This window comes from Streptomyces sp. ALI-76-A, from assembly GCF_030287445.1.
Taxonomy (GTDB): Bacteria; Actinomycetota; Actinomycetes; order Streptomycetales; family Streptomycetaceae; genus Streptomyces.
This window is the reverse complement of sequence record NZ_JASVWB010000002.1, coordinates 7578789-7603849: the sequence shown is the minus strand read 5'-3', so window position 1 is coordinate 7603849 and position 25061 is coordinate 7578789. Positions and strand designations below refer to the sequence as shown.

The 25061-nt window shown below is 72.7% G+C and carries 23 protein-coding genes; 9 read left to right on the top strand and 14 right to left on the bottom strand.

What is annotated here, in order from left to right:
* Positions 1 to 119: 119 nt before the first annotated feature.
* On the top strand, positions 120 to 791 hold the full coding sequence (locus QQS16_RS34840; RefSeq protein WP_286066045.1) for a class F sortase: 672 nt from the start codon (positions 120 to 122) through the stop codon (positions 789 to 791).
* A 31-nt stretch (positions 792 to 822) separates the two neighbouring features.
* Here the strand turns inward: QQS16_RS34840 and QQS16_RS34835 are convergent, their stop codons facing one another.
* A complete protein-coding gene (locus QQS16_RS34835; RefSeq protein ID WP_286066044.1) occupies positions 823 to 1689 on the bottom strand; it encodes a polysaccharide deacetylase family protein in 867 nt (288 codons plus the stop codon).
* 540 nt (positions 1690 to 2229) lie between these two features.
* Between QQS16_RS34835 and QQS16_RS34830 the strand changes: the two genes are divergently transcribed.
* Positions 2230 to 2691, top strand: a complete 462-nt coding sequence (locus QQS16_RS34830; protein WP_286066043.1) for a universal stress protein — start codon at positions 2230 to 2232, stop codon at positions 2689 to 2691.
* A gap of 398 nt (positions 2692 to 3089) precedes the next feature.
* On the opposite strand, the gene QQS16_RS34825 is transcribed toward QQS16_RS34830, so the two are convergent.
* The gene (locus QQS16_RS34825; RefSeq protein WP_286066042.1) at positions 3090 to 4244 is read right to left on the bottom strand and encodes a CapA family protein; all 1155 of its coding nucleotides are present in this window, start codon (positions 4242 to 4244) and stop codon (positions 3090 to 3092) included.
* A gap of 212 nt (positions 4245 to 4456) precedes the next feature.
* Between QQS16_RS34825 and QQS16_RS34820 the strand changes: the two genes are divergently transcribed.
* The 5 genes from QQS16_RS34820 (at position 4457) to QQS16_RS34800 (ending at position 8866) form a co-directional block, all read left to right on the top strand.
* Positions 4457 to 5002: a sigma-70 family RNA polymerase sigma factor gene (locus QQS16_RS34820; RefSeq protein ID WP_286066041.1), complete on the top strand. Its 546-nt coding sequence runs from the start codon at positions 4457 to 4459 to the stop codon at positions 5000 to 5002.
* Between the two features lie 137 nt (positions 5003 to 5139).
* Positions 5140 to 5655 carry a hypothetical protein gene (locus QQS16_RS34815; RefSeq protein WP_286066040.1) on the top strand — a complete coding sequence of 172 codons (516 nt, stop codon included), beginning with the start codon at positions 5140 to 5142 and terminating at the stop codon, positions 5653 to 5655.
* A gap of 151 nt (positions 5656 to 5806) precedes the next feature.
* Entirely contained in the window at positions 5807 to 6475 is a 669-nt protein-coding gene (locus tag QQS16_RS34810; RefSeq protein ID WP_286066038.1) for a zf-HC2 domain-containing protein, read from the top strand.
* A 133-nt stretch (positions 6476 to 6608) separates the two neighbouring features.
* The gene (locus QQS16_RS34805) at positions 6609 to 7001 is read left to right on the top strand and encodes a hypothetical protein (protein WP_286066037.1); all 393 of its coding nucleotides are present in this window, start codon (positions 6609 to 6611) and stop codon (positions 6999 to 7001) included.
* Positions 6998 to 8866, top strand: coding sequence for a caspase family protein (locus tag QQS16_RS34800; protein WP_286066036.1), 1869 nt, complete (start codon positions 6998 to 7000; stop codon positions 8864 to 8866). Before QQS16_RS34805 ends, QQS16_RS34800 begins: the two co-directional genes overlap by 4 nt.
* Positions 8867 to 8881: 15 nt before the next feature.
* Here QQS16_RS34800 and QQS16_RS34795 read toward each other — a convergent pair whose 3' ends face one another.
* The 3 genes from QQS16_RS34795 to QQS16_RS34785 all read right to left on the bottom strand — a co-directional run bounded on the left by QQS16_RS34795 (position 8882) and on the right by QQS16_RS34785 (position 13306).
* Positions 8882 to 9745, bottom strand: a complete 864-nt coding sequence (locus QQS16_RS34795; RefSeq protein ID WP_286066035.1) for an Fpg/Nei family DNA glycosylase — start codon at positions 9743 to 9745, stop codon at positions 8882 to 8884.
* Positions 9746 to 9776: 31 nt separating this feature from the next.
* Complete coding sequence (locus QQS16_RS34790) at positions 9777 to 11864, bottom strand: SpoIIE family protein phosphatase (RefSeq protein ID WP_286066034.1); 2088 nt, start codon at positions 11862 to 11864, stop codon at positions 9777 to 9779.
* A 98-nt stretch (positions 11865 to 11962) separates the two neighbouring features.
* Entirely contained in the window at positions 11963 to 13306 is a 1344-nt protein-coding gene (locus QQS16_RS34785; RefSeq protein ID WP_286066033.1) for a DUF6777 domain-containing protein, read from the bottom strand.
* 167 nt (positions 13307 to 13473) lie between these two features.
* Between QQS16_RS34785 and QQS16_RS34780 the strand changes: the two genes are divergently transcribed.
* Entirely contained in the window at positions 13474 to 14895 is a 1422-nt protein-coding gene (locus QQS16_RS34780) for a lipase maturation factor family protein (protein ID WP_286066032.1), read from the top strand.
* Here the strand turns inward: QQS16_RS34780 and QQS16_RS34775 are convergent.
* From QQS16_RS34775 to QQS16_RS34740, 8 genes are read right to left on the bottom strand one after another with little or no spacing between them, the layout of a single operon-like run.
* Complete coding sequence (locus tag QQS16_RS34775; protein WP_286066031.1) at positions 14883 to 15707, bottom strand: amidohydrolase family protein; 825 nt, start codon at positions 15705 to 15707, stop codon at positions 14883 to 14885. The two genes, QQS16_RS34780 and QQS16_RS34775, sit on opposite strands and share 13 nt — an antisense overlap.
* Entirely contained in the window at positions 15704 to 16018 is a 315-nt protein-coding gene (locus QQS16_RS34770; protein WP_286066030.1) for an L-rhamnose mutarotase, read from the bottom strand. The genes QQS16_RS34775 and QQS16_RS34770 overlap by 4 nt, the downstream gene beginning before the upstream one ends.
* Positions 16015 to 17001, bottom strand: coding sequence for an aldo/keto reductase (locus QQS16_RS34765; protein ID WP_286066029.1), 987 nt, complete (start codon positions 16999 to 17001; stop codon positions 16015 to 16017). Before QQS16_RS34765 ends, QQS16_RS34770 begins: the two co-directional genes overlap by 4 nt.
* Positions 16998 to 17753: an SDR family NAD(P)-dependent oxidoreductase gene (locus QQS16_RS34760; protein ID WP_286066028.1), complete on the bottom strand. Its 756-nt coding sequence runs from the start codon at positions 17751 to 17753 to the stop codon at positions 16998 to 17000. Before QQS16_RS34760 ends, QQS16_RS34765 begins: the two co-directional genes overlap by 4 nt.
* A complete protein-coding gene (locus tag QQS16_RS34755) occupies positions 17750 to 19114 on the bottom strand; it encodes an L-fuconate dehydratase (RefSeq protein WP_286066027.1) in 1365 nt (454 codons plus the stop codon). The genes QQS16_RS34760 and QQS16_RS34755 overlap by 4 nt, the downstream gene beginning before the upstream one ends.
* 36 nt (positions 19115 to 19150) lie before the next feature.
* A complete protein-coding gene (locus QQS16_RS34750) occupies positions 19151 to 20176 on the bottom strand; it encodes an ABC transporter permease (protein WP_286066026.1) in 1026 nt (341 codons plus the stop codon).
* Positions 20169 to 21674, bottom strand: coding sequence for a sugar ABC transporter ATP-binding protein (locus QQS16_RS34745; RefSeq protein ID WP_286066025.1), 1506 nt, complete (start codon positions 21672 to 21674; stop codon positions 20169 to 20171). The genes QQS16_RS34750 and QQS16_RS34745 overlap by 8 nt, the downstream gene beginning before the upstream one ends.
* Positions 21671 to 22747 (bottom strand): sugar ABC transporter substrate-binding protein, encoded by a 1077-nt coding sequence (locus QQS16_RS34740; RefSeq protein WP_286066024.1) that lies wholly within the window; start codon positions 22745 to 22747, stop codon positions 21671 to 21673. The genes QQS16_RS34745 and QQS16_RS34740 overlap by 4 nt, the downstream gene beginning before the upstream one ends.
* A 164-nt stretch (positions 22748 to 22911) precedes the next feature.
* Here QQS16_RS34740 and QQS16_RS34735 point away from each other — a divergent pair, with 164 nt between their 5' ends.
* Positions 22912 to 23613, top strand: a complete 702-nt coding sequence (locus tag QQS16_RS34735) for a FadR/GntR family transcriptional regulator (RefSeq protein WP_286066023.1) — start codon at positions 22912 to 22914, stop codon at positions 23611 to 23613.
* A 139-nt stretch (positions 23614 to 23752) separates the two neighbouring features.
* On the opposite strand, the gene QQS16_RS34730 is transcribed toward QQS16_RS34735, so the two are convergent.
* Positions 23753 to 24883: a winged helix DNA-binding domain-containing protein gene (locus QQS16_RS34730; protein WP_286066022.1), complete on the bottom strand. Its 1131-nt coding sequence runs from the start codon at positions 24881 to 24883 to the stop codon at positions 23753 to 23755.
* Positions 24884 to 25061: the final 178 nt, after the last annotated feature.

Here is a 25061-nt window from a genome sequence, read left to right as displayed (position 1 = left end):
ACCGCACGGGGTCCGGGCCACCCGTTCGCGTTCGCCCCGTCGCCGGTTCCGCACGCGGGACTTAGCGTTCTCGTATGCGCGAATGACGTGGCGACGGCCGCGTCGAGAGGGGAAGTCGAATGTTTGCGTCCGAACTGGCCGGCCTGGCCGAAGAGGAGGAGCGGCCGAAGAAGCGGGCTCCTTGGGGCGTGATAGCGCTTGTTCTGCTGACCGGCCTCGCGCTCATTCGCAACGGGTCGGGGGAATTCGACGTCGGACCGCCGCAGCCAGCGTCGGCGGCGGCCGCCGAGAGCCGCGCCACGCCCGGCGCCTTCGAGCGAACCCCCGACCCACTGCCGTACTCCATGCCCGACCGGGTGAGGATCCCGTCCATCCGGGTGGACGCGCCGGTCATGGCGGTCGGTCTGGACGCGGACGGCTGGGTCGGCGCGCCGCCGCCGGAGGACCCGAACCTGGCCGGCTGGTTCACCGGCGCGGTCACCCCCGGCGAGAAGGGCACCGCCATCGTCGTCGGGCACGTCGACAACAAGCAGGGCCCCGCCGTGTTCTACGGACTCGGGGCCCTGAAGCCGGGACATCGCGTGGAGATCGCGCGGCAGGACGGAAAGACGGCCGTGTTCGAGATCTACGGCATCGAGGTGTTCGAGAAGGACAATTTCCCCGGCGACCGTGTCTACGGTTCCAAGGGCTCCCCCGAACTCCGGGTCATCACCTGCGGGGGCGGTTTCTCCAAGCAGAACGGTTACGACGGGAACGTCGTCGCTTTCGCCCGCCTGGCCGAGGTCCGCTGAGCGTTCCCCGACCGGGCGGGCCCGAATCCGGTCAGGTGAACTGCCGTCGCGGGACGGTGACGTGGTAACCGGAATCCAGCAGGTGCGGCAGATAGTCGCGCAGCGCCCGGACACTCTGGGTGCGGTCGCCCCCGGCGTCGTGCGAGAGCACCACGACACCGGGGGCGGCGCCGTCCTCGACCCGACCGACGATGGTGCGTGTGCCGGGGGTGGTCCAGTCGAGCGTGTCGACCGTCCAGGCCAGCGGTTCCATGCCGAGTTCGGCGCCGAGCTGGAAGGCGGCGCGGTTCCAGGCCCCGTAGGGCGCGCGGAACCAGGCCGGGCGCTCGCCGTACGCCTCCTCGATGACATCGCAGGTGCGTTCCATCTGGCTGCGGATCTGGGTGCGGCCGAGCCGGGTCAGCAGCGGGTGGGACCAGGTGTGGTTGCCGACGACGTGCCCCTCGTCCGCCATCCGGGCCAGCAGGTCCCGGTGGTCCGCGGCCATCTCGCCGCACACGAAGAACATCGCGCGGACGTCGTACTGGGCGAGGGTGTCCAGGATGTCCGGGGTGTAGCGGGGGTCGGGCCCGTCGTCGAAGGTCAGCACCATGGTCCGGCCGCGGCCGGACACCCGCAGGAACGGTTCGCGCCGGACGAGGGGCCGGCCGGGCACGGTCCGGGGCGGGCCGTATCCGGTCAGGGGCTGGAGGCGATAGGCGGAGGGCCTGACCGCGCGGCGGGCCTGCGGACCGGCGACCGGGACGGCGGGCCGGACCGGTTCGCCGCCCGAGCCCAGCGCGAGCAGACCGGCCGTGCCGGCCGCCCCGGCGGCGGCGCCGGCGAGCAGGGCCCGACGCCGCGTGAACACCGCCGTCGCCGTCGACGACAGCCGTGTGAGCAACTGATCCTTCGTCATGACTCATCAGTCGCCCACGGTGGACCCGACGCACCACCACGGCACCGGAGCGGCGGCATGATTCCACCCGGGCGGCCTACGCCTCACCGTGCCGCGACGCACCACCAGGGGAACGGTCGCGGGCCCGTGACCAGGCCGAGGTGGCGCGTCGGGAACGTACGGAGCCTCACCGTGCGCCAACTCCCCCTGCGGCAAGCCGCCTGGTGGCACTCCCGCTTCCGTGCCGTCGTCGCGCAAACTCTCCGCGGAAAGGGGCACCCGAAGGGCGGGCACCGGTCGGCCGCCACCGAAGGCCTGCCGTCGCTCTCGGCTCCCGGCCTCGACGGAGGGGACGGGGCCGGGCCCGGCGGCGCCGGGTGCGGACCTGTTCGGACGGGTCCGCACCCGGCGCCGCACCCCGTGACCGGCCCGCCGCGCGGCGCGGTCACGGCGCGTCAGGTCCCGGGCGCGACCGACCGCACCGGAACGCCCCGGCCGTCCCGCCCGGCGTGCGGCACGGGGGCGGCGGCGGGACCTGGGGGTTCCGATAGCCTCGCAGCCGTGACGGAACAGCGATCGCACCAGTTCGAGCGGGGCACGGACGGGCCCAAGGTCATCGTGGTCGGGGTGGACGGCTCCGACTCCTCGCTTCGCGCGGCGGCCTATGCCGGCGGCCTGGCCCGGCGCCAGCACGCTCTGCTCGCCGTCGTGTACGTGCAGCCGGTCCTCGGGGCGGGCGCGGCACTCGGGGCGCCCGTCGCCGAGACGACCGACGAGATCGCCGAGGACCTGGTGGCCCAGATCCGGGACGCGACCGAGCACACCAAGGGGATATTCGACGTGCGCTGGGAGTTCCACACCTTCCGCGGCGATCCCTACAGCGGTCTGGTGCGGGCGGCGGACGAACTGAAGGCGGACGCGGTGGTCGTGGGCGCCTCGGAGCAGGCCGGCCACCGGATCGTCGGCTCGGTCGCGGTGCGGCTGGTGAAGGCGGGGCGATGGCCGGTGACGGTGGTGCCGTAGGCCACCGGAACGCGGCCACGCGCCGGCGCTCTCGGGCTGCTGCGGCGAGGCCGCGGCAGCGGACCCGGCGGCGGGCCGACCGGTGGCGGGCTGACCGACAGCAGACCGACCGACGTGGGGCCGACCAGCAGCCGACCGACCGACGTCGGGCCGACCAGCAGCCGACCGACCGACGTCGGGCCGACCAGCAGCCGACCGACCGACGTCGGGCCGACCAGCAGCCGACCGACCGACGCTGGACCGACCAGCAGCCGACCGACCGACGTCGGGCCGACCAGCAGCCGACCGACCGACGCTGGACCGACCAGCAGCAGACCGACCGACGTGGGGCCGTCGGCGGGTGGCCGCGTGCTCGGTGGGGCGCCGGGGCCGTTCGGCGCCGGCCGGCCGGCCGCCGGTCAGCGCCCCATGGTCAGCCCGTCCTTCGCCGCGCCCCGGCTCAGCACCACCTGCCGGATCCGGTCGCGCACGGCGCGTACGTCGGCGCCCGAGGCGAGCGCCTCGTTGAGGTTCACCACGCGCCCCGCGTCGACGTCGAACCACTGCGGGACGAACTCGGCCCTCGTCACCCGCCAGCGCTCCCCCGCCCGCGCGGGCGGGGCGAAGGTGAAGCGGCCGAGTGTGGACTGGTTGGCGCGCGGATCCCGGACACCCTGGTGATTGAACATCCCGCCGGCGATCTGGTCGCCCATCCCGTACACCACCCAGGTCCCGTTGACCTTCTCGTACGCCTGCGGGACATGGGCGTGGGTGCCCAGGATCAGGTCGATGTCGGGACGGCCGCCGGTGCGGGCGGCGGTGAGGCTCTCCGCCAGGCTCAGCTGCCGCTCGTCGGGGTCGTCCTGCCACTCGGTGCCCCAGTGCAGGGAGACGACGACCACGTCGGCGCCGGCCTCGCGGGCCGCCCGGGCGTCGGCCACGATCCGGGCCTCGTCGATCAGGTTGACGGCCCAGGGCTGTCCCTGCGGGAGCGGGAGCCCGTTCGTGTCGTAGGTGTAGGCGAGGTGGGCGACCTCCGCGGGGCCCACGCGCAGCACGGTGGCCGTGCGGGCCTCGGCCTCGGTGCGGGCCGAGCCGGCGTGCCGTACGCCCGCGCGGTCGAGGGCGTCCAGGGTGCGGCCGATGCCGCCGGCGCCGTCGTCGAGGCTGTGGTTGGACGCGGTGGAGCAGCCGTCGTAGCCGGTCGCGGCGAGGGCGCCGGCCACCTCGGGCGGGGACTTGAACGTGGGATAGCCGGTGTAGTCGCCGTTCGCGCCGTACACGGTCTCCATGTGACACAGGGCCACGTCGGCGCGGGAGACGACCGGTTTCACGCCGGCGAGCATCGGGCGGAAGTCGTAGCCGGTGCCGCCCGCGTCGAAGCGCGCCCGGTCGATGATCGAGCTGTGCGGCAGGACGTCCCCGGAGGCGACGAGCGTGAAGCCGCGGGCGGCGGCGGACGGGGCCGGGTGTCCTGGCCCGGCGGGCCGTTCGTGGTCCTGTCCCTGGCAGGCGGCGCCCGCGGCGAGCAGGGCCGTGAGAGCCAGGGCGACCTGGCTTCTGCGTGCGATCATCAGCTCACCCCATTGTGGTCATATTGACCTACAAATAGGTACGAAGCTGAAGGCCTCCGCAAACAGTCCCGCCGCTCTCCTTAGCCCGTCCGGAGCGCGCGGACGGCGCGGCGGGACCGTTCGTCGAACCGTTCGTCGACGCGATCGACCGTCCGCCGCAGACCTGTGCGCCCGCCCTGTCCAGAAACGGCCCTCTGTTGTGCCATACGGCCATGACGGCCGGGACCACTCTCACGAACGCGACGACCGCCGAGCACGAGCTCGCCGCACTGCAGCGCGAGCACGGCCGGCCCCTCTTCGCGCTGCTGCTCCGGCTCTGCGACGGCGATCGACAGCGCGCCGAGGACCTCGTCCAGGAAACACTCGTCCGCGCCTGGCAGCACCCCGAGGCCCTGCGCGCCGACGACTTCGACTCCGTACGGCCCTGGCTGCTGACCGTGGGCAGGCGGCTCGCGATCGACGCGCGGCGGGCGCGGCAGGCACGTCCGGCGGAGGTCGGCGACGCGATCCTGGAGAACGCGCGGGTGTGCGCCGACCACGCCGAGCGGGCGGCGGCCACCCTCGATGTGCGGGAGGCTGTGAAGACACTCACTCCGGAACACCGTGAAGTCCTGGTGCTGGTGTATTTCCAAGGGGCGAGTGTGGCGGAGGCCGCGGAAACACTGGGAATTCCGCCCGGTACCGTGAAGTCCCGCGCGTACTACGCGCTGCGTGCCCTGCGCCGGGTGCTTCCGGGGTATGCGGCCGACCTGCGGTGAAACCAATGGCTTAGTCAAACCTCCGTAAAGCGCCTTGCCGTGGACCCCGGTTGAGTAATCGGCTGTCCTCATCCGTGTTCCGCACTGAGGACCCGGCGACGGGCTACGCGCACGCAACCGGAGGAAGGCAGGAAGGGATGCTGCACAGAGGTCACGAGAGCACGGACGGCGCCGGCTGGGGCGAACTGGCCGTTCCCATGGCGTGGTTGTACGCCGAGTACATCGCCGACGAACTGCTGAAGTCCGGCGACCTGATGCCGCCGACGTCCTTCGAGTTCCGCGCCGGACGGGACGCGCTGGCGCTGACCATCTATCTGTCAGACACCGACGGGGAGTTGTCCGGCATCCAGGTCGTCTCCCAACTGGAGAACTGGCTGTCGCTGACGGCGTACGACCAGCCCTGGCAGGACTGGGTGGGCGAGCGGATGGCCGCGCTCGTCGCCGAGACGGTCGCCTCCGGCGGCCCGGCGCCGGACCTGGAACTGGCCCGGGCGGCCTGGCGCTGGCTGGAGGAGACGGAGCTGCTCGCGCCGGATCTGAACGCGGTGCCGGGAGGCGGTGCGGCGGCCGGTGAGGACGAGGGGCCCAAGGTGTGGACGCCTGCCTGGCAGCTCGGGTTGCCTCTGGGACACCTCGCCATCCATCTTTTTTAGATTCCTCTCGACTCGGACCAATCCCCGGGTCCGGCCGCTCCGAATCGCTTGGTTACGATTCGGTGTGGGCCTTGAGTGATTCGGTCGGCCGGTGCGTACCGGTGGGAGCACGGAGTAACCCCACCCGCACCCAACGGCACGAGGATTCGGCATGAGGTCCCTGGAGAGGCATCGCGATGTCGGCGCGTACGCGCTCGGCGTGCTGGACGAGGCGGAGGCCTTCCGCTTCGAGGACCACCTCATGGAGTGCCCCCGCTGCGCGGCACACGTGACCGAGTTCGGACCGGTCACCCGGCAGATGATGCTGTACCGCCGGGCGACCCCCCGGGTCGTGCACCCCATGGCCCAGCCGGGCCCGCGCCTGCTGGACCGGCTGCTCGGCGAGGTCGCGGCACGGCACCGGGCCCGGCGCCGGCGCCTGCTGTACGCGGTGGCCGCGGCGGTGGTGTTCGCGGTGGCCGGACCCGGGATCGCGCTGATGGCGAGCGGCGAGGAGGCCGGAGGCGTAGCGGCCCAAGGCGTGCGGGTGACCGCGACCGACGAGCGGTCGGGCGTGTGGGCCCAGATCACCACCGAGGACAGGGTCTGGGGCAGCGACGTGGAGCTCCAGGTCAAGGACGGCGCCGGCCCCCGCGCCTGCCACCTGGTCGCCATCGGCCGGGACGGCTCGGAGCAGACGGTGACCACCTGGAGCGTCCCCCGGCACGACGCCCGCCCGAACGTCATGCGCGGCGGCGCGGCCATGCACCCCGACGAGATCGACCACTACGAACTGCGCACGAGCGACGGGGAGCACCTGGTGACGCTGAACTCCCGTTAGTGGGGCACCTTCCGGATCGCTCGGCGCGAGTTGCCGGGGCGTGCGGGACGGCACAGACTGGAGGAAATGACGTGGAGCCACCGCTGGTCCGACTCTGCGCCGCCCCTACTCGCAGAACCGAGGGGCTGACCCGGTGGAGAAAGAACTGCTGATCCTCCTGTCCGAGGAGGGAGCGGAACCCGAACGCGTGGCCGATCTCACCGGCTATCTGCGCGAGGAACTGCTCCTGCTCGACGTGGACGACGTGACAGCCGTACCCGGCGAAGAGCTTCCGCCCGGTGCGCGAGCCGTGGACGTGACACAGATCGGCTCGCTCCTGGTGGCACTGGGCGGATCGGTCACCGGGCTGGGCCAGGTCGTGGCCGTGCTCCGGGGCTGGCTCGGCCGGATCCACGGCACCCGCCCGTCGCTGCGACTGACGCTCGACGGCGACGTCCTGGACATCTCGGATGCATCGGACGAGCAGGTCGCGCAAGCCTTCGACCTCTTCGTGCGGCGCCATGCGGCAGGGGAGACCCGGACATGACGGGACCCCGGCACGCGCTGATCATCGCCAACGACCGCTACGACGATCAGGGGCTCAAGAAACTGCGGGCACCGGCGCAGGACGCGACGGCCCTCGCCGCGGTCCTGCACGACCCGGAGATCGGTGACTTCGAGGTCGATGTCGTGCGCAACGAACCGGCCCACGTGATGCGCCGGGAAATACAGCTCTTCTTCAACGACCGCCGCCGCGACGACGTCATGGTGCTGCACTTCTCCTGCCACGGCATCAAGAGCGAGTCCGGCGAGCTCTACTTCGCCGCCAAGGACACCGACCCCAGACTGCTGGACGCCACGGCCGTCCCGGCCCAGTTCGTCCGCCAGTGCATGTCCCGCAGCCGGGCCGGCAGCACCGTCCTGTTCCTCGACTGCTGCTACGGCGGGGCGTTCTCCCGGGGATCGTCCTCCGTACGGGCCACCGGCGAGGTGAACGTCCTCGAATCCTTCGGGTCCGACCCGTCGCCCGGTGGGCGCGGCTGGGCGGTCATCACCGCGTCCAACTCCATGGAGTACGCCTTCGAGGGCCCCGAACTCGCCGAGAACTCCGCCCCCCGGCCATCGGTGTTCACCCGTGCGGTGGTGCAGGGTCTGGAGTCCGGCGAGGCCGATCTGGACGAGGACGGTGAGATCTCGTGCGACGAGCTCTACGACTACGTCTTCGACCACGTACGGGACCAGAACCCGAACCAGACGCCCAGTCGGACCGTGGAGATGCAGGGCGACCTGCATCTGGCGCACAGTCGACGTGGCCGCATCAAGATCGCGGGAGTTCCCTCACCCCCTTACCTGTTGGACGCCATCGGCAGCGACAACCCGTTGACCCGGCAGGGCGCGGTCCAGGAACTACGCTCCCGGCTGCACGACGACTCCCTGCCCATCGCCGAAGGGGCCCGCCATGACCTCGAGAAGATCGCGCGCGACGACATCCGGCAGATAGCCGACCAAGCGGTCGCCGCCCTGCGTGAGATCCGCCTGGCGCCCTCCCCGCACCATCTGGACTTCGGCACGGTCCAGCACGGCTCCACCCCGCCGCAGCAGACGGTCACGCTCGGCGGCCCGCCCCTGGCCCGTCACTGCGTGGCCCAGTCCCAACAGTCCTGGCTGCGGGTCGAGCCCTCCACGACCGGCTTGAACGTCCGCGTGGAGACGAACACCGAAGGGCACCTCACCGGGGACATCGTGCTGAAGGGTGTCGTCGGCGAGGCGTCCGTCCACGTCGAGGTGGAGGTGGAGCCGACGCAGGAGCAGACGGTCGTCGTCCACACGCCGCCGCCCCGGCCGGCACCTGACCCCCCTCCGCCTGCCCCTCCGCCTTTCCCGCCGCCTCCTTCACCGCCTCCTTCATCGCCTCCGGCGCAGTCGCGGCCACGCACACGGCAACGAACACAAGCGGCACCACCGGCACCGGCGGAAACACGGGCGCAGCGTCCGAACCACCGGGAGGGGCAGACGGCGAGCGGGGCCGGGTCGGGGTTGCGCCGCGCCCCCGCTCTCGCCGCCGCCGCCCTCGTCTGCGCCGTCACCGCGGTCGTCCTGTTCGTCCTGGCCGCCCAGGGGGCGGCGGAAGCCATCGAGCGGCGGCGCACGCAAGGGGGGAGCATCGAGACGCACGTCCACGACGTCGAGGCGCTCACGCCGCTCACCGTGTCCCTGGTCACCGCCGCGGCAGCGCTCGTCCTCGTCCCGCTGGCCCGGCATCACCTGGACGTGTGGCGTGAGCGCTACACGAAGTCGGCGTCGGGCCTCACGCGGACGCTGACCGCGTTGGCGAAGGGGCCGGCAGTCACGATCCTCGTCCTGGCCGTGCTCACGGGTCTCACCTACATCGTGGGCAGCGGGAAGTGGTGACCTGTTTCAGGTGACCTATTTCAGCAGCCGGGACAGTCTCCGGTCCGCCAGTGGTCTGCCGCCTGTCTGGCAGGTCGGGCAGTACTGGAGCGAGCGGTCGCTGAAGGAGACCTCGTGGATGGTGTCACCGCACACGGGGCAGGGTTCGCCGGTGCGGCCGTGGACGCGCAGGCCGCTCTTCTTCTCGGCCTTCAGACGGCCCGCCGCCACGCCCCGGGAACGCTCCACCGCCTCCGTGAGGGTGGTGCGCAGGGCCTCGTACAGGCGGCCGGTCTCCTCGGGGGTGAGGGACGAGGTCGGCTTGAAGGGGGACATCCTCGCCGCGTGCAGGATCTCGTCGCTGTAGGCGTTGCCGACTCCGGCGATCAGGCTCTGGTCGCGCAGGGCGCCCTTGAGCTGACGTCGTTCACCCGTGAGCAGCGCGGCGAGACGGGCCTCGTCGAAGTCGGCGGCGAGCGGGTCCGGGCCGAGGCGGGCGATGCCGGGGACCTCGTGCGGGTCCTGGACGACGTACACCGCGAGGCGTTTCTGGGTGCCCGCCTCGGTCAGGTCGAAGCCGGCGCCCGTCTCCAGGGCGGCCCGCAGGGCGAGGGGGCCCTTGCCGGGGCGGGGCAGGCCGTCCGGGAGCCTGTCCTTCCAGTGCAGCCAGCCCGCGCGGGCCAGATGGGTGACGAAGTGCGGGCCGCCGTCGGTGGCGAGGGCGAGGAACTTGCCGTACCGGTGCACGGCGGTGACGCGGCGGCCCTCGACGGCGCCGAGCGGAGGGTCGTACGTCTTCAGGACACTGATCGCGACGGGCAGCACCCGGACGAGTTCGTGGCCGACCAGGTGCTCGGTGAGGAAGTCCTTGAGCGCTTCGACCTCGGGGAGTTCCGGCATACGTCCAGAGTGCCACCGGACACCGGAGTGCTCAGCTCGGCTCCGGCACCTGGAACTCGCACCACACGCACTTGCCGCCGCCCCGCGCCTCCACGCCCCACGTGTCGGTGAGCAGGTCGACGAGGAGCAGGCCCCGTCCGGAGACGCCCGACTCGCCTGCCTCCCGGCGGCGCGGCAGGGCGCTGGAGGGGTCCTCCACCTCGACGCGCAGACGGCGTTCCGGGCCGGTGAGGACCCTGAGCGTGACGATCGCGGAGCCCTCGGTGTGCATCAGGGCGTTGGTGATCAGTTCGTCGGCGACGAGTTCTATCTCGTCGCAGCGGTCGCGGGCGCCCCAGGCACCGACGGCGGCGCGGATCATGTGCCGGGCGGCGACGAGGGCCTCGGGGTCGCCGGGCGCCACGTGCTGCTGGAGGCGGCTGCCGGACTGCGGGGTGTCCAGGCCGTGTCGGCGCAGCAGGAGCAGCGCCACGTCGTCGTCGCCGCCGCGTTCCTCCGCCACGTCGATGAGCCGGTCGGCGAGGTCCCGGACGTCGTCCGGGCCGGTGGCGATGAGGGCGGCCAGGGTGCGCATGCCGTCGTCGAGGTCGGCGCCGGGCTGCTCGACCAGCCCGTCGGTGCACAGCAGCAGGGTGTGCCCGGGGTCGAGTTCGAGAGTGGCGACTGGGTATTCGAGGCGTCCGAACTCGGCGGACAGGCCGAGCGGCAGGCCGCCCGGGACGGACACGCGGCGGCAGCTGCCGTCGGGGTGCCGGATCAGCGGGTCGATGTGGCCGGCCCGGACCACCTGGACGACACCGGTCGACAGGTCGGCCTCGGCGTACAGGCAGGTCGCGAAGCGCTCGGTGTCGAGTTCGTGGAGGAAGACCGAGGCGCGGGCCATCACGGTGCCCGGGGTGTGCCCCTCGGCGGCGTACGCCCTCAGGACGATCCGCAGCTGCCCCATGACGGCGGCGGCGTGGGTGTCGTGGCCCTGGACGTCGCCGATGACGGCGCCGACCCGGCCGCCCGGCAGCGGGATCAGGTCGTACCAGTCGCCGCCGATGTCCCGGCCCGGGGAGCCGCCGGCGGTCGCGGCACGGTAGCGGACGGCGACGTCGGCGCCGGGGACGCTGGGGATGGTGCGCGGCAGCATGGCCTGCTGGAGGCCGGTGGCCAGGTCCTTCTCCTGTTCGAACAGCATGGCCCGTTGCAGGCTCTGGGCGATGCTGCTGCCCAGGGCGATGAGGACGTTGCGGTCCTCGGGCGAGAAACCGCGCCGGTCGCTGTAGAGCAGGCCCATGGCGCCGATCGGGCGGGCCTCGGCGATGAGCGGCAGATAGGCCGCCGAGGTGATGTCCAGGCCGGTGATGTGCGGCCACAGGATGGGGTACCGCTCGGCGAACTCCTCCGGTGACTCGATGAAGCGGGGGCTGAGGGTCCGGACGACCTCGCTCATCGGGTAGGGCTCGTCGATCCGGGTGATGTCGGTGCCCGGGACGAAGCTGCCCTCGGGGCCCTCGGCGACCAGCCGGATGCGGCCGGCCTCGACCAGACCGAAGACCAGGCTGGTGGCGCCCAGGTGGGTGAGGCCGTGGGTGTCCTTGAGGACGTCGATCACGTCGTCGACGGTGCGGGCGTGGGCGAGGGCCGCGGTGGTCAGCTGGACGACGTTGGTCTGGCGGCGCCGCGCCTCGTCCTGGGCTGCCTGCTCCCGGCGGGACTCGAGCTCGCTGAGTTCCTGGGTGGCGTCGCGGACGATGCCGACGATCCGGCGGGGACGGCCCGTCTCGTCGCGCCGGATGTAGCCCTGGGTGTGGGTCCAGCGCAGCGAGCCGTCGCGGCAGCGGAGCCGGAAGTAGGTGCCGTAGTTCTCGCTGCCGTCCTTGATCGCCTGCGCGACCAGGGCGTCGAGACGGTGGGCCTCCGCGCCCGGCACCCGGCTCTCCAGCGACCCGGGGTAGCCGTCGTACTCGTCGGGGCGCAGGTCGAAGACCTCGTAGGCCTGGGCGTCCATGTGGAACAGACCGCTGTCCAGGTCCCAGTCGAAGCTGCCCATGCGGTTGAGCGCCAGGATCGGATCCGGGTGGGCGGGCCAGTCGTCCGGGAGTGACAGGGCGCTCGCTCCCCGATCAACCATGGGGCCACCTTGCCAGGGTTTACCCGATTCTTCGACCGGGAGGACAGGACCGGGAGGGATGAGGGGGCGGACCGGCGGGGCGACTGCCGCCGGCCCGCTCAGACGCCGGTGGGACTGCCGGGGACGCTGTCCGTGCCGGACCGGTCGTCGGGGATCAGTCCACCGCCGTCGGGCAGGTCGGGGCTTTCCGGCACGGTGTCGGGGCCGGCCTCGTCGGAGGGGTCCGGGGAGGTGGCGGGCCAGTCGGCGGAGGGGGCGTCCGGGGAGGGCCCGTCCCGCGAGGGCTGCTCGGCGGTGGGCTCGTCGGGGACCGACGTGCCGGGGTCGGGCGGGGCCGGCTCGTTCGGGGGTGTGCGGGGGGCGCCGGGGTCCGACGGGGATGTGGTGGTGCGGGTGACGGCGGGCGTGGGGCAGTCGGCCGGCTCGTCGGTGCTGTCGTCCCTGATGTCGTCCCTGATGTCGTCCGTCGACGCGTCGGTGTGTGCGTCGTCGGGGGCGTCCGGCGGGTCGGGAGCGTACGGCGGGTCGGTGACGGTTGGCGTCGGCGTCGGGCAGTCGCTCGGCGCCGGTGAGGAGCCGTCCGTCCTCGGGGACGCGCTGCCGTCACCCGGCGAGGCGCCGGGGGGACTTCCGTCGGGGGACGGCTTGGTGGATGTCGGGGCCGACGGGGCCGGCGTCGGCACGACCCGGTCGTGGCGGACGTCGTGACTGACGCGCCGCTCGACCCAGGCGCGGGTGACGATGTCGATGATCGTGACGGTGGTCAGGGCCCGGGTGGCCGGGGCCACCGCGACCACCCGGGCGGGCCGGTAGCCGGCCCAGGGTCGGCCGTGGGTGCCCGGGTTGCCGCGCAGGGCCGCCGGCGGGGTCAGCGGGTTGCCGCAGGCGCAGCGGACGCGCGGCACGCCCCGGTTGTCGACGAGGACGGCGGTGCCCGCCTGGAGGACGGACTGGTGGCCGGTGACCCGCCCGTCGCGATGACCGTGGTCGGTGACCCGGGTGTCGGCACGCAGGACGACCGGGGCCAGTGCGCGCAGGTAGTCCGGGACGGATGCCCGGGGGACGCCCACCACCTGCGCGAAGGCGTGGGCCTTGACCCGGTCCCGGGTCAGCTGCTCGATCTGCCGGCCCACGTCGCAGCTGCCGGACCGCCGGGTGCCGGCGTAGAGGCCGGGCGTCGAGCCGGATACGGACCGCGCTCCGGCCGATCCCGACGGGTCCGGCCGCGGCGTTCGGGTGACCGGCGACGGTGGGACCGCGGAGGTCGCCGTCGAGTCGGTGAAGGGGTCCGGCCCCGGGGCCGCCGCGGGCTGGAGGAAGATCTCCCCGCTCGCCCCGGTGGCGTCGGCGTCGGAGGCGTCCCCGTCGCCGCCGCAGCCGGCGACGAGAAGCGCCGCCGAGAGCGCGCAGGCCGTGACGAGGGTTCCGGTGGGTGTGCGCACCACGTACTCCCGTTCATCCCGTCCACCTCGCCCATGTCGAGCATGTCGCCACTATTGTCTGCTTCACTCACTTGGGTTACGCAAGCGGAAGGGAGGTACACGCAGAGTCACGCGGACGTCCGGCGCGGGGGTGTCCGGAGCGAGAACGGAGACAGGAGCGCACGGTCGTGGACTGGTTCACCGCACCCGAGTACTGGACGAGCCGGCTGGTCTTCCAGCGGGCTCTGGCCGGCGTGTACCTCGTGGCGTTCCTGACGGCGGCCCGGCAGTTCCGCGCGCTGATCGGTGAGCGCGGCATGCTGCCCGTGCCCAGGTACGTCGAACGGGTGCCCTTCAGGCGGGCGCCGAGCCTGTTCCAGCTGCGCTACTCGGACCGCTTCTTCGCGGCCTGCGCCTGGACGGGCTGCGCGGTGTCGGCGGCGCTGCTGGCGGGGCTCGACTCCCGGCTGCCGCTGTGGGCCGCGATGGTGATGTGGGCGGTGCCGTGGGCGCTGTACCTGTCGATCGTGAACGTCGGCCAGACCTGGTACGGCTTCGGCTGGGAGTCCCTGCTCCTGGAGGTCGGTTTCCTCGCCGTGTTCCTCGGCAACGACGAGGTGGCCCCGCCCGTCCTGGTGCTGTTCCTGCTGCGGTGGATCCTGTTCCGCGTCGAGTTCGGCGCGGGTCTGATCAAGATGCGCGGCGACGCGTGCTGGCGGAAGCTGACGTGCCTGGACTTCCACCACGAGACCCAGCCGATGCCGGGCCCCCTCAGCTGGTTCTTCCACCATCTGCCCCGGCCCCTGCACCGGGTGGAGGCGGCCGCCAACCACGTCACCCAACTCGCTGTCCCCTTCCTGCTGTTCACCCCGCAGCCGATCGCCACGGCGGCGGCCTCGCTGATGATCGTCACCCAGCTGTGGCTGGTGCTGTCGGGCAACTTCTCCTGGCTGAACTGGATCACCGTCGTGCTGGCGCTGTCGGCCGTGCGCTTCCCGGGCGAGCCGCCGTCGCTGCCCGGCGCCCCGCTCTGGTACGAGGTGCTGGTCCTCGCGGTCGCCGCGCTGCTCGCCGGGCTCAGCTACCACCCGGTCCGCAACCTGCTCTCCCGCCGCCAGGCCATGAACCGCTCCTTCGACCCGCTCCATCTCGTCAACGCCTACGGCGCGTTCGGCAGCGTCAGCCGGGTCCGGTACGAGGTGGTCGTCGAGGGCACGGCCGACGAGGTGCCGCGCGAGGACTCCGACTGGCGGGAGTACGAGTTCAAGGGCAAGCCGGGTGATCCTCGGCACTGGCCGCGCCAGTTCGCGCCGTACCATCTGCGGCTCGACTGGATGATGTGGTTCGCCGCCTTGTCGCCCGCGTACGCCGGATCGTGGTTCGGCGCCCTGGTGGAACGGCTGTTGGAGAACGACCGCGACACGCTGAGGCTGTTGCGCCGCTCCCCGTTCCCGCCCGACGCGCCGCCCCGCCACATCCGCGCCCGCCTCTTCCGCTACCGGTACACGACCTGGCGCGAGCTGCGGGAGACGGGCGCGTGCTGGGAGCGGACGTACGTGCGCGACTATCTGCCGCCGACCCGGCTGACGGGGGTGAGTCAGAGGTCGTAGACGCGGGTGGTGGTGGTCTCGAAGACCTGGGTGTGTTCCGCTTCGGGGACCAACCGGCGGGCCGCGTCCAGTACGTCGGCGTAGGTCGCCGCGAGCGTGCACACGGGCCAGTCGGAGCCGAACATCAGCCGGTTTGGGCCGAAGGCGTGCAGCGCCACCTCGGCGTACGGGCGCAGGTCGTCGACGATCCAGGAGGCGGTGTCCGCCTCGGTGACCATGCCGGAGAGCTTGCAGACCGTGTTGGGGAGGGCGGCGAGGGCGCGGAGGTCGGACGCCCAGGGTTCGAGGGCGCCGGAGGCGATCGGCGGCTTGCCCAAGTGGTCCAGGACGAACGTGAGGCCGGGCGAGGTACGGGCCGCCTCGACGCAGGCGGGCAGCTGGTGCGGCAGCACCACCAGGTCGTGGACGAGTCCGGCCTCGGCGACGGCGGCCAGTCCGCGCCGTACGTCCGCCCGCAGCAGCCACTCGGGGTCCGGCTCGCCCTGGACCTGGTGCCGGATGCCCTTGAGGTACCCGCCGCCGGGGAGTTCCCGCAGCCTGGCCAGTTCCTCGGCCACGTCCGGGCGGGTGAGGTCGGTCCAGCCGACGACGCCCGCGATCAGGTCGTGCCGGGCGGCGAGGGCCAGGAACTCCGGGGTCTCCTCGGCGACGGTGACCGTCTGGACGAGCACCGTGCGGTCCACTCCGGCGGCCCGGGCCTCGGGGACGAGGTCGTCCACGGTGAAATCCCGCCGCAGGGGACTGTCGTCGGCGATCCAGTCCTGGTCCCGTACGGACAGGTCCCACACGTGGTGGTGCGCGTCCACGGTCACGGCAGCTCCCACACCACGGGCAGGCCGGCGTCCGCGCCCTCGCCGGAGTAGTCGTGCACGACGTCCAGCAGCTCGGCCATGCGGGCCTGCCAGGCCAGGTTGACCGGGAGCTGCTCCAGCTCGGCGAGGAGGCGGGCGTAGTCCTCGCACTCCAGGACGTGGAACAGGTCGGTGCCGCTGCGCCAGATCGTCCAGGAGGTGGCCCCGGCGGCGCGGATCGCGGCGGTGAGGTCGGCCGGGACCTCGCGGTGGGCCGCCTCGTACGCGGTGATCCGGTCGGCGCGGACCTTGGTGTGCAGGGCGATTCTCATGACGGCTCCTCGGCGGGGACGGGGGCGTCGGCGGGCAGGAGACCGGTGGCGCGCAGCTCCCGCCAGAGGGCGGTGGGCACCGGGGCCGCGAACTGGTCGGCGCAGTCGCGTATCTCGGCCGCGGACCGGGCGCCGACGAGGACGCTGGCGACCGCCGCGGGGGCCGCGCAGAAGGCCAGCGCGGCGGCGCGCAGGGTGGTGCCGTGGCGGTCGGCGGCGGCCTGGAGGCGCAGGGCGCGGTCCAGCAGCGCGGCGGGCGCCTCGGCGTAGTCGTACGTCGCTCCCGGCCTCGGGTCCGCCAGCAGGCCGGAGTTGAACGCTCCGCCGATGACGACGGAGACCCCGTGCTCCTCGGCGGCCGGGAGCAGCCCGGTGAGCGCGTCCTGGTCGAGCAGGGTGTAGCGGCCGGCGCACAGGACCACGTCGACGTCCGTGTCGCGGACGAAACGGGTGAGCATCCCGGTCTGGTTCATGCCCGCGCCGATCGCGCCCACCACGCCCTCCGCGCGCAGCTTCTCCAGGGCCGGGTAGCCCTCCCGGAAGGCCTGCTCGGCGTGGTCGTCGGGGTCGTGGAGGTAGACGACGTCCACCCGGTCCAGGCCGAGCCGTTCGAGACTGGCCTCCAGGGTGCGCCGTACGCCGTCGGCGCTGAAGTCCCAGACACGGCGGTGGGTGGCGGGGACGGCGAAGCCGTGGGCGAGGTCGTCGCCGCCGTCCTCGGCGGGGTCCAGTCGCCGGCCGACCTTCGTCGAGACCGTGTACCGGTCGCGGGGGTGCTCGCGCAGGGCCGCGCCGAGGCGGCGTTCGGACAGGCCGAGGCCGTAGTGCGGGGCGGTGTCGAAGTAGCGCACGCCCCGCTGCCAGGCGGCGGTCACCGCCTCGTGCGCCTGCTCCTCGCCGACCTCGGTGTAGAGGTTGCCGATCACGGCGGCGCCGAAGGCCAGGGCGCTGACCTCGACGCCGCTGCGGCCGAGCGTGCTCACCGGCCCGCCGGCCGCAGGCGCAGGCCCTGCATGCCGCCGTCGACGGCGAGCGAGGTGCCGGTGGTGGCGCCGGACAGCGGGCTCGCCAGGTACGCGATCGCGCCCGCCACCTCGTCCGCGCCCACCAGGCGTCCGGTGGGCTGGCGGGCCTCCAGGGCGGCGCGTTCGGCGGCCGGGTCGGCGGCCTTGGACAGCAGGCGGCCGATCCACGGGGTGTCCGCCGTGCCCGGGTTCACGCAGTTGACGCGGATGCCCTCGCGGACGTGGTCGGCGGCCATCGCGAGGGTGAGGGAGTACACGGCCCCCTTGGTCGCGCTGTACAGCACCCGCTGCGGCAGGCCCGCGGTGGCCGCGATGGACGACGTGTTGACGATCGCCGCGTGCGCGGAGGCGCGCAGGTGGGGCAGGGCGGCGCGGGCCACGCGCACCATGCCGACGACGTTGACGTCCAGCACGCGGTGCCACTCCTCGTCGTCGTTGTCCTGGACCGTGCCCTGGGCGCCGATGCCCGCGTTGTTGACCACGATGTCGAGTCCGCCCAGGTCGGCCACGGCGGCGGCGACGGCCTCGCGCACGGAGGCGTCGTCGCGGACGTCGGCCCGGTAGGCCAGCAGGGGCCTGTCGACCGACGAGGGGTCCAGGTCGAGGACGGCGACCTGGGCGCCGCGCGCCGCCAGGAGTTCCGCCGTCGCCCTGCCGATGCCGGAGGCGCCGCCGGTCACCAGGGCCTTGAGGCCCTCGAAGTCGCTCATGCCGCCTGTCCCTTCGGGTGCTCGTCGCTCCGCGTCTCGAGGTCGGCGGCCCAGAAGGAGCCGTCGGGGAAGGTGTACCGCGCGATCGACTCGGGCCGCATGGTGGCCGAGAATCCGGGCGCGGTGGGTGCCGTGTAGTGGCCCTCGCTGATCACGACGGGGTCGAGGAAGTGGTCGTGCAGATGGTCGACGTACTCTATGACCCGGTCCTCGGTGGTGCCGGCGAGCGCCACGTAGTCGAACATCGACAGGTGCTGGACGAGTTCGCACAGGCCGACGCCGCCGGCGTGCGGGCAGACCGGCACGCCGAACTTGGCCGCGAGCAGCAGGACGGCGAGGTTCTCGTTGACGCCGGCGACCCGGGCCGCGTCGATCTGGACGATGTCGACGGCTCCGGCCTGGAGCAGTTGCTTGAAGACGACCCGGTTCTGCACGTGCTCGCCGGTGGCGACCTTCACCGGGGCCACCGCCCTGCGGATCGCCGCGTGTCCGAGGATGTCGTCGGGGCTGGTGGGTTCCTCGATCCAGTACGGGTCGAACTCGGCGAGGGACCTGGTCCAGCGGATCGCCTCGTCGACGTCCCAGCGCTGGTTGGCGTCGATCGCCATCCGGATGCCGGGGCCGACGACCCGCCGGGCGACCCGGCAGCGCCGTACGTCGTCCTCCAGGTCCGCGCCGACCTTCAGCTTGATCTGCCGGAAGCCGTCGGCGACCGCCTGGGCGGCGAGCCGGGTGAGTTTCTCGTCGTCGTAGCCGAGCCAGCCCGGGGAGGTGGTGTAGGCGGGGAAGCCGGTGGCCAGCAGGCGCGTGGTGCGCTCCGCGGCGCCGTCCCGGCCCTTGCGCAGCAGTTCCAGCGCCTCCTCGGGGGTGAGCGCGTCGGTGAGGTAGCGGAAGTCGATCTGTCCGACCAGCCACTCGGGGTCGGCCTCGGCGAGCAGCCGCCACAGCGGCTTGCCGGCGCGCTTGGCCGCCAGGTCCCACACGGCGTTGGTGACCGCGCCGATCGCCATGTGCATCACGCCCTTCTCGGGCCCGAGCCAGCGCAGTTGGCTGTCCCCGATCAGGTCCCGGAAGAGGGATCCCGGGTCGGCGCACACCTCGTCGACGGACCGCCCGACCACGTGGTGGCGCAGTGCGTGGATCGCGGCGACCTGGACCTCGTTGCCCCGCCCGATGGTGAAGGTGAAGCCGTGCCCCTCGGGACCGCCGCCCGCGTCGTCGCCGTCCGTGCGCAGCACGACGTACGCGGCCGAGTAGTCGGGGTCCGGATTCATCGCGTCGGAGCCGTCGAGCTCGCGCGAGGTGGGGAAACGGATGTCGTGGGTGTCGACCGCGGTGATGCGGACGGGCGTCGGGGACACGGAGTGCCTTTCGGTCGGTGGCGGGGACAGGGCGGGTCAGTCCTGGGCACGTCCTGTCGTGACGCGGGCGATCATGAGGGCGACGAGGATGATTCCGCCGTAGATGGCCTGGATCCAGAAGGACGGGACCTGGGCGAGCGTGAGCAGGTTCTGCACGACTCCGAGGAGGAGGACGCCGGTCAGGGCGCCGAACATGGTGCCCTTCCCGCCGTCGAGGCTGATGCCGCCGATCACCGCGGCCGCGAACACCGTGAAGATCATGTTCTGGCCCTGGTTGGCGCTGATGGCACCGACGTAACCGGTCTGCAGCAGCCCGCCCACCGCGGCGAGGACACCGGCGACCACGAACACGCCGAGCATCACGCGGTCGACCCGGATACCGGCCGCCCGGGCCGCGTCCGCGTTGCCGCCGATGGCGTACAGGGCGCGTCCGACGCGGTGGTACTTCAGCACGAACCCGGCGATCGCGAAGGCGGCCGCGGCGAGCCACACGGACATGGGCACGTTCAGGAAGGTGGTCGTGGCGAGGGAGTAGAAGCTGTCGGGCATGCCGAACAGCGTCTTGCCCTCGGTGGCGCCGACGAGCAGACCGCGCAGCACGATCAGCATCGCGAGCGTCACGATGAACGCGTTCAGCTTGAACTTGACGACCAGGATGCCGTTGAAGGCGCCGATCGCCGCGCCGACGACCAGGACGGCCAGCAGGGCGAGCGCGGCCGGGAACTCGGTGCCCCAGCCGGACTGGGCGACGGGCAGTACGAGGAGCGCTCCGACGGCGGGCGCGATCCCGACCACCGACTCCAGGGACAGGTCGAACTTGCCGGTGATGAGGACCAGCGACTCGGCCAGCACCACCATCGCCAGGGCGGCGGAGGCGCCGAGGATCGAGATCAGGTTGCGTTCGGTGAGGAAGGAGTCGTTGAGCACCGCTCCGAGCACGATCAGCAGCAACAGAGCCGGCACCAGGGCGAGTTCGCGCGCCCGGCGCAACAGGACGGTCCGGGCCGAGCGCGGGCCGACGACACGTACCGGCGTGACCGGCGGAGCCTTGGTGTCAGTCATGGTCCACTCCTTCGATGGAGGCGATCAGCTCGTGGTCGCGCCAGCCCGCCGGGTGCTCGGCGACCATGCGGCCGTGGAAGAGGACGAGGACGCGGTCGCAGCGCCGGAGGTCGTCGAGTTCGTCGGAGACGACGAGGACGGCCGTGCCGTCCTCGCGGGCGCTGTCGACGCGGGCCAGCAGGGACTCCTTGGACTTCACGTCCACGCCCGCGGTCGGGTTGATCAGGACCAGCAGGCGCGGGTCGGAGGCGAGGGCGCGGGCCATGACGACCTTCTGCGCGTTGCCCCCGGACAGGTCGGAGACGGGCTGGTCGGGGCCCTCGGCGTGGATGTCGAGGCGGTCGATCAGCTCGGTCGCGACGCCGCGCCGGCGGTCGGTGCCGACGAAGCCGAAGCGGCCGAGCCGGTCGAGGACGCTCAGGGTGGCGTTGTCACCGATGGTCATGGAGACGACGAGTCCCTGGGCGTGCCGGTCCCGGGGGACGCAGCCGACGCCGGCCTTCAGGGCGGCCGGTACGTCACCGAACCGCAGCGGCCGGCCGTCCAGTCGGGCCGTGCCGCGGTGCGGGGTGTGCAGTCCGGTCAGCGACTCGGCGAGCTCGATCTTGCCGCTGCCGCTGGATCCGGCGAGGCCCACGACCTCGCCGCGGCGGACGGTGAGGGCGACGTCCTCGTACGCGTCCGAGGTGAGCCCGCTCACGTCCAGGAGGACGGGGCCGCTGTCGTCGACGACCCGGTGGTGCGCGGCATGTTCGGCGATGGTCTCCCCGGCCATCGCCTCGACCAGCGCGGCGCGCGGCAGGTCGGCGACCGGGGCCGTGGTGATCCAGCGGGCGTCCCGGAGGACCGTCACGGTCTGGCAGACCTCGTACACCTCCTGGAGGTGGTGCGAGATGAACAGGAAGGTGACCCCGGACTTCTGCAGGGCGCGCATGCGGGTGAAGAGCCGCTCGATCTCCCGGTTGTCGAGCTGGGCGGTCGGTTCGTCGAGCACGATGAAGCGGGCGCCGAAGCTCAACGCCCTTGCGATCTCCACCATTTGGCGGTCCTCGACCTTGAGGTCGGCGGTGCGCGCCTCCGGGTCGACGTGCACGTCCCAGGCGTCGAGGAGCTCGGCCGCCTCGGACGTGAGCCGCCGCCAGCTGATGAACCCGCGCCGCAGCGGCTGCCGGTCGATGAACAGGTTCTCGGCGACGGTGAGTTCGGGGACCACCGTGGGTTTCTGGTAGACGCAGGCGACCTTGCGGCGCCAGGCGTCCCGGTCGGCGAGCGCCGGCGCGGGTTCGCCGTCGAAGCGGACGGTGCCCTCGTCCGGCGCCTGAAGACCGGTGAGCAGGGTGACGAGGGTGGACTTGCCGGCGCCGTTGCGGCCGACGAGGGCGTGGGACTCGCCGGGCAGGACGGTGAGGCGGCCGTCGGCGAGGGCGGTGGTGGGACCGTACCGCTTGACGATGCCCGACGCCTCGACGAGGGGTGGTGTGGTCACGGCCGTACTCATTCGACTGTGTTCCCCCACAGGTCGGGGTCGTCGACGTTGTCCTTGGTGACCAGCGGCGCGGGCAGCTGGTCCTCGAGGATGCCGCTGGGCAGCTTGACGATGGTCGAGTCGTGGTCGGTCGGCCCCGGCTCGAACGTCTTGCCCTGCATGGCCGCCTTGACGTAGTACATGCCGTACTTGGCGTACAGGTCGGCGGGCTGGGAGACGGTGGCGTCGATCTCGCCCTTGCGGATGGCGTCGTACTCCTGCGGGATGCCGTCGTTGGAGACGATCGTGATGTGGCCCGCCTGCCCGGTCTTCTTCAGCATGCCCTTCGACTTGAGGGTCTGCAGGGTCGGCGCGAGGTAGACGCCGCCGGCCTGCATGTAGATGCCCTTGAGGTCGGAGTTGGCGTTGAGGAGGGTGTCCAGCTTCGAGGCGGCCGTGTCGGACTCCCACTTGGCGGGGATCTCCAGCACCTTCAGCTTCGGGAAGTTCTTCTTCACGCAGGCGCGGAACGCCTCGGAACGCTCACGGCCGTTGACCGAGGCGAGGTCGCCCATGATCTGCACGACCTTGCCGGAGGGGATCTGCTCGCCGAGGTACTGGCAGGCCTTCTCGCCGTACGCCACGTTGTTGGCGCGTACGACCATGGCGACCTTGCCCTTGTCCGGCGCCACGTCGACCGCGACGACCGGTACGCCCTTGCGCTCGGCCTGGTCGAGGCCGGCCTCGATGGCGGCACTGTCCAGCGGGGCGACGACCAGGCCCTTGACGCCCTGGTTGAGCTGGCTGTTGATGTCGGTGATCTGCTGCGAGGGGTCGCTGTTGGAGTTGACCGTCTTCAGCGCGTCGACCCCTTGGGACTTCGCCATCTTCGGCACGTAGTCGTTGTACGACTGCCAGAACGGCGAGGTGAGCAGGGGCAGGATCACCCCGACCTTGCCGGTGCCGTCCCCTCCCCCGCTGCCGCCCGAGCCGACGGTGTCCTTGGTGCTGCCGCACGCGGCGAGCACGAGCGAGGCTCCGACGGCCGTGGCCACCGTGCCGACACTCCGCATCCTGTTCCGCTTCCGTACTGTCCTGCCGGGCATCTCGTGGCTCCTCGTTGAGCGGGTTCGAGCAGATGACCGCATACTTATCAGACCACTCGCCCGAAACAACACCCCGCGTCGGCATATTTTCCGCGATTGAGGCCGTAGTGGTCCTACCACTCCGATGGTTAGACTGCGGCGCACCCCGGCAGTGGAGGAACGGCGTGAACGAGACAGCCCCGCACAAGGGCACCGTGACGGAGCGCGCCATCGAGCGGATCAAGGCGATGATCGGCGAGGGCCGGCTGGAGCCGGGCCAGCGGCTGCCGACCGAGCGTGAACTGGCGGTCCAGCTGGGCATCTCGCGCAGTTCGATGCGCGAGGCGATCCGCGCGCTGACGGTGATGGGGGTACTGGAGGCGCGGCACGGTTCGGGCATCTACGTGACGCAACTGGAGGCGGGCGACCTCCTGGAGACGTTCGGCGTGGTCGCCGACCTGTCGCGCGGCCCGCGCCTGGTGGAGCTGCTGGAGGTGCGCCGCATCCTGGAGTCGACGGCGACCGCGCTGGCGGCGGCCCGGATCACCCCCGACCAGCTCGCCGAGGTGGAGAAGCACCTGACGGCGATGAACGCGACCGACGATCCGGAGGTGATCCTCGCCCACGACCTGGCCTTCCACCGCGAGATCGCCACGGCCGCCGGCAACGAGGCCATGGCCGCGATCCTGGACGGCCTGTCCTCCCGTACGTTCCGCGCCCGCGTCTGGCGCGGCTACCAGGAGGAGGGGGCCTTCGCCCGCACCCGCCGCGAACACGCCGCCATCCACCGGGCCCTGGTCGCCCGGGACCCGGAGGCGGCACGGGCGGCGGCGGCCGCGCACGTGGGAGAGGTCGAGGAGTGGCTGCGGGCGCAGCTCGGCAGCTGAGCCGACGGCCACGGCGGACCGCACCCGGCGGCCCGGGTCCGGGTGGGGACTCCGGCGCGGGCGGCGCCGGGCACGGCCGGCCCCGCACCGGCCGGCGGGCCGGCGAGGCCGCGCGGGGCGTGCGCGGTGGCCCCGAAGCTCAGCCCGGCAGGATCCGCACCCGTGCCTGGGGAAGCTTGGCCCACCAGTGGCCGTACCTGCTGTACACGCGCGGGTCGCGAGGGGCGAGCAGCCGGGTCAGGGACGCGGCCTCCGAGGCGAGTCCGTCCCAGGCCGCGGGCGAGAGGTCGTGGAAGGCGGTCGCCTCGATGCCGCCCTCGACCGGGCGCCACACGCCCGCCACATAGCCGTCGACCAGCAGCGTCGGCAGCACGTCGCCGTTGACGCGGATCACCAGGGAGCGGTAGTCCGGCGGGATCACGCGGGTGCGGTCGGCGTGGGCCAGCAGGACGCTGTCCCACATCGCCATCAGCCGGGGCGGGGCCGGGGTGTCCGCGGGCGGGCGCGAGGCCCCGGGGATGTCGAACAGTGCCGTGCCGTCGGGCCCCTCGACGTGCTCCACGGCGTCACCGAGCGCGCGGAGCGCCGTGCGGACACGGGCCCGCTGCACCAGGGCGAACTGCGCCACGTCCGCCACCGACGCCGGTCCGAACCCCGCCAGATAGCGCAGGGCGAGGGTCCGCAACGCCTCTTCCGCCCCCGCCGCCGGCTGTGCGGGGCGCGCCGCGACGAACGACGGTGAGGTCCCGAACGACCAGGGCCCGCCGGTCGGGACGTGCAGCAGCGGGGCGTACCCCTTCAGCCCCCACCACGCCCCGGCGCTCCGCTCCGCCCCGAGCCGCTCCTCACACCAGGCGTTCAGCTCGCGGGACGTGCGCGGGTGTGCCACGAACTCCAGCAGCCGGGGCATCAGGTCCTCGGCGTCCGCGGGGGTGAGTCCCGCGGCGGCGAAGCGGTGACCGAGCCGGGAGGCCCGCAGCGTCGGCCGCATCGCCTCCCGGAACACCGGGTGGTCGTCCGCGTGGACCGCGTGGAGGGTGATGCGCATCAGGGTCGCCTTGACGACCGCTCGCCGCGTGAAGGCGGCGTCCAGGTCGGCCGGGTCGAAGCCCGCGATCCGGTTCCACAGCGCCAGATACGGCGACGCGGGCTGCTGCGCCTGCAACGCCACCACGCGCCGCACCGCCTCGACGACCCCCGACCGTTCCCGCCGGAGCAGCGACTGACGGTCGAGGGTGGCCCGGTTGAGTTCCCGCGCGGTGATCTGCACGCCCCGGATTGTGCCGTGCGCGCACGGGTGACGGCCAGGCCGGGGCGCGCCCCGGCAGCGGGAGCCGCGTGTACGGAGCGCGGGCGAGGCGTCCGATGGCGGCCCGGACGGACTCGGCGCGGGCCGCACGGCCGAGCCGTGACCGTCCCGTCCGGTCCCGCCCCGGGGCACAGCTCGG

Excerpts from the sequence above, each read along its gene's own strand:
- QQS16_RS34800 (WP_286066036.1), top strand. The coding sequence starts at position 6,998 with ATGACGGGACCCCGGCACGCGCTGATCATCGCCAACGACCGCTACGAC.
- QQS16_RS34740 (WP_286066024.1), bottom strand. The coding sequence starts at position 22,747 with ATGCCCGGCAGGACAGTACGGAAGCGGAACAGGATGCGGAGTGTCGGC.
- QQS16_RS34835 (WP_286066044.1), bottom strand. The coding sequence starts at position 1,689 with ATGACGAAGGATCAGTTGCTCACACGGCTGTCGTCGACGGCGACGGCG.
- QQS16_RS34825 (WP_286066042.1), bottom strand. The coding sequence starts at position 4,244 with ATGATCGCACGCAGAAGCCAGGTCGCCCTGGCTCTCACGGCCCTGCTC.
- QQS16_RS34840 (WP_286066045.1), top strand. The coding sequence starts at position 120 with ATGTTTGCGTCCGAACTGGCCGGCCTGGCCGAAGAGGAGGAGCGGCCG.
- QQS16_RS34795 (WP_286066035.1), bottom strand. The coding sequence starts at position 9,745 with ATGCCGGAACTCCCCGAGGTCGAAGCGCTCAAGGACTTCCTCACCGAG.
- QQS16_RS34820 (WP_286066041.1), top strand. The coding sequence starts at position 4,457 with ATGACGGCCGGGACCACTCTCACGAACGCGACGACCGCCGAGCACGAG.
- QQS16_RS34790 (WP_286066034.1), bottom strand. The coding sequence starts at position 11,864 with ATGGTTGATCGGGGAGCGAGCGCCCTGTCACTCCCGGACGACTGGCCC.
- QQS16_RS34770 (WP_286066030.1), bottom strand. The coding sequence starts at position 16,018 with ATGAGAATCGCCCTGCACACCAAGGTCCGCGCCGACCGGATCACCGCG.
- QQS16_RS34815 (WP_286066040.1), top strand. The coding sequence starts at position 5,140 with ATGCTGCACAGAGGTCACGAGAGCACGGACGGCGCCGGCTGGGGCGAA.
- QQS16_RS34750 (WP_286066026.1), bottom strand. The coding sequence starts at position 20,176 with ATGACTGACACCAAGGCTCCGCCGGTCACGCCGGTACGTGTCGTCGGC.
- QQS16_RS34760 (WP_286066028.1), bottom strand. The coding sequence starts at position 17,753 with ATGAGCGACTTCGAGGGCCTCAAGGCCCTGGTGACCGGCGGCGCCTCC.
- QQS16_RS34745 (WP_286066025.1), bottom strand. The coding sequence starts at position 21,674 with ATGAGTACGGCCGTGACCACACCACCCCTCGTCGAGGCGTCGGGCATC.
- QQS16_RS34810 (WP_286066038.1), top strand. The coding sequence starts at position 5,807 with ATGAGGTCCCTGGAGAGGCATCGCGATGTCGGCGCGTACGCGCTCGGC.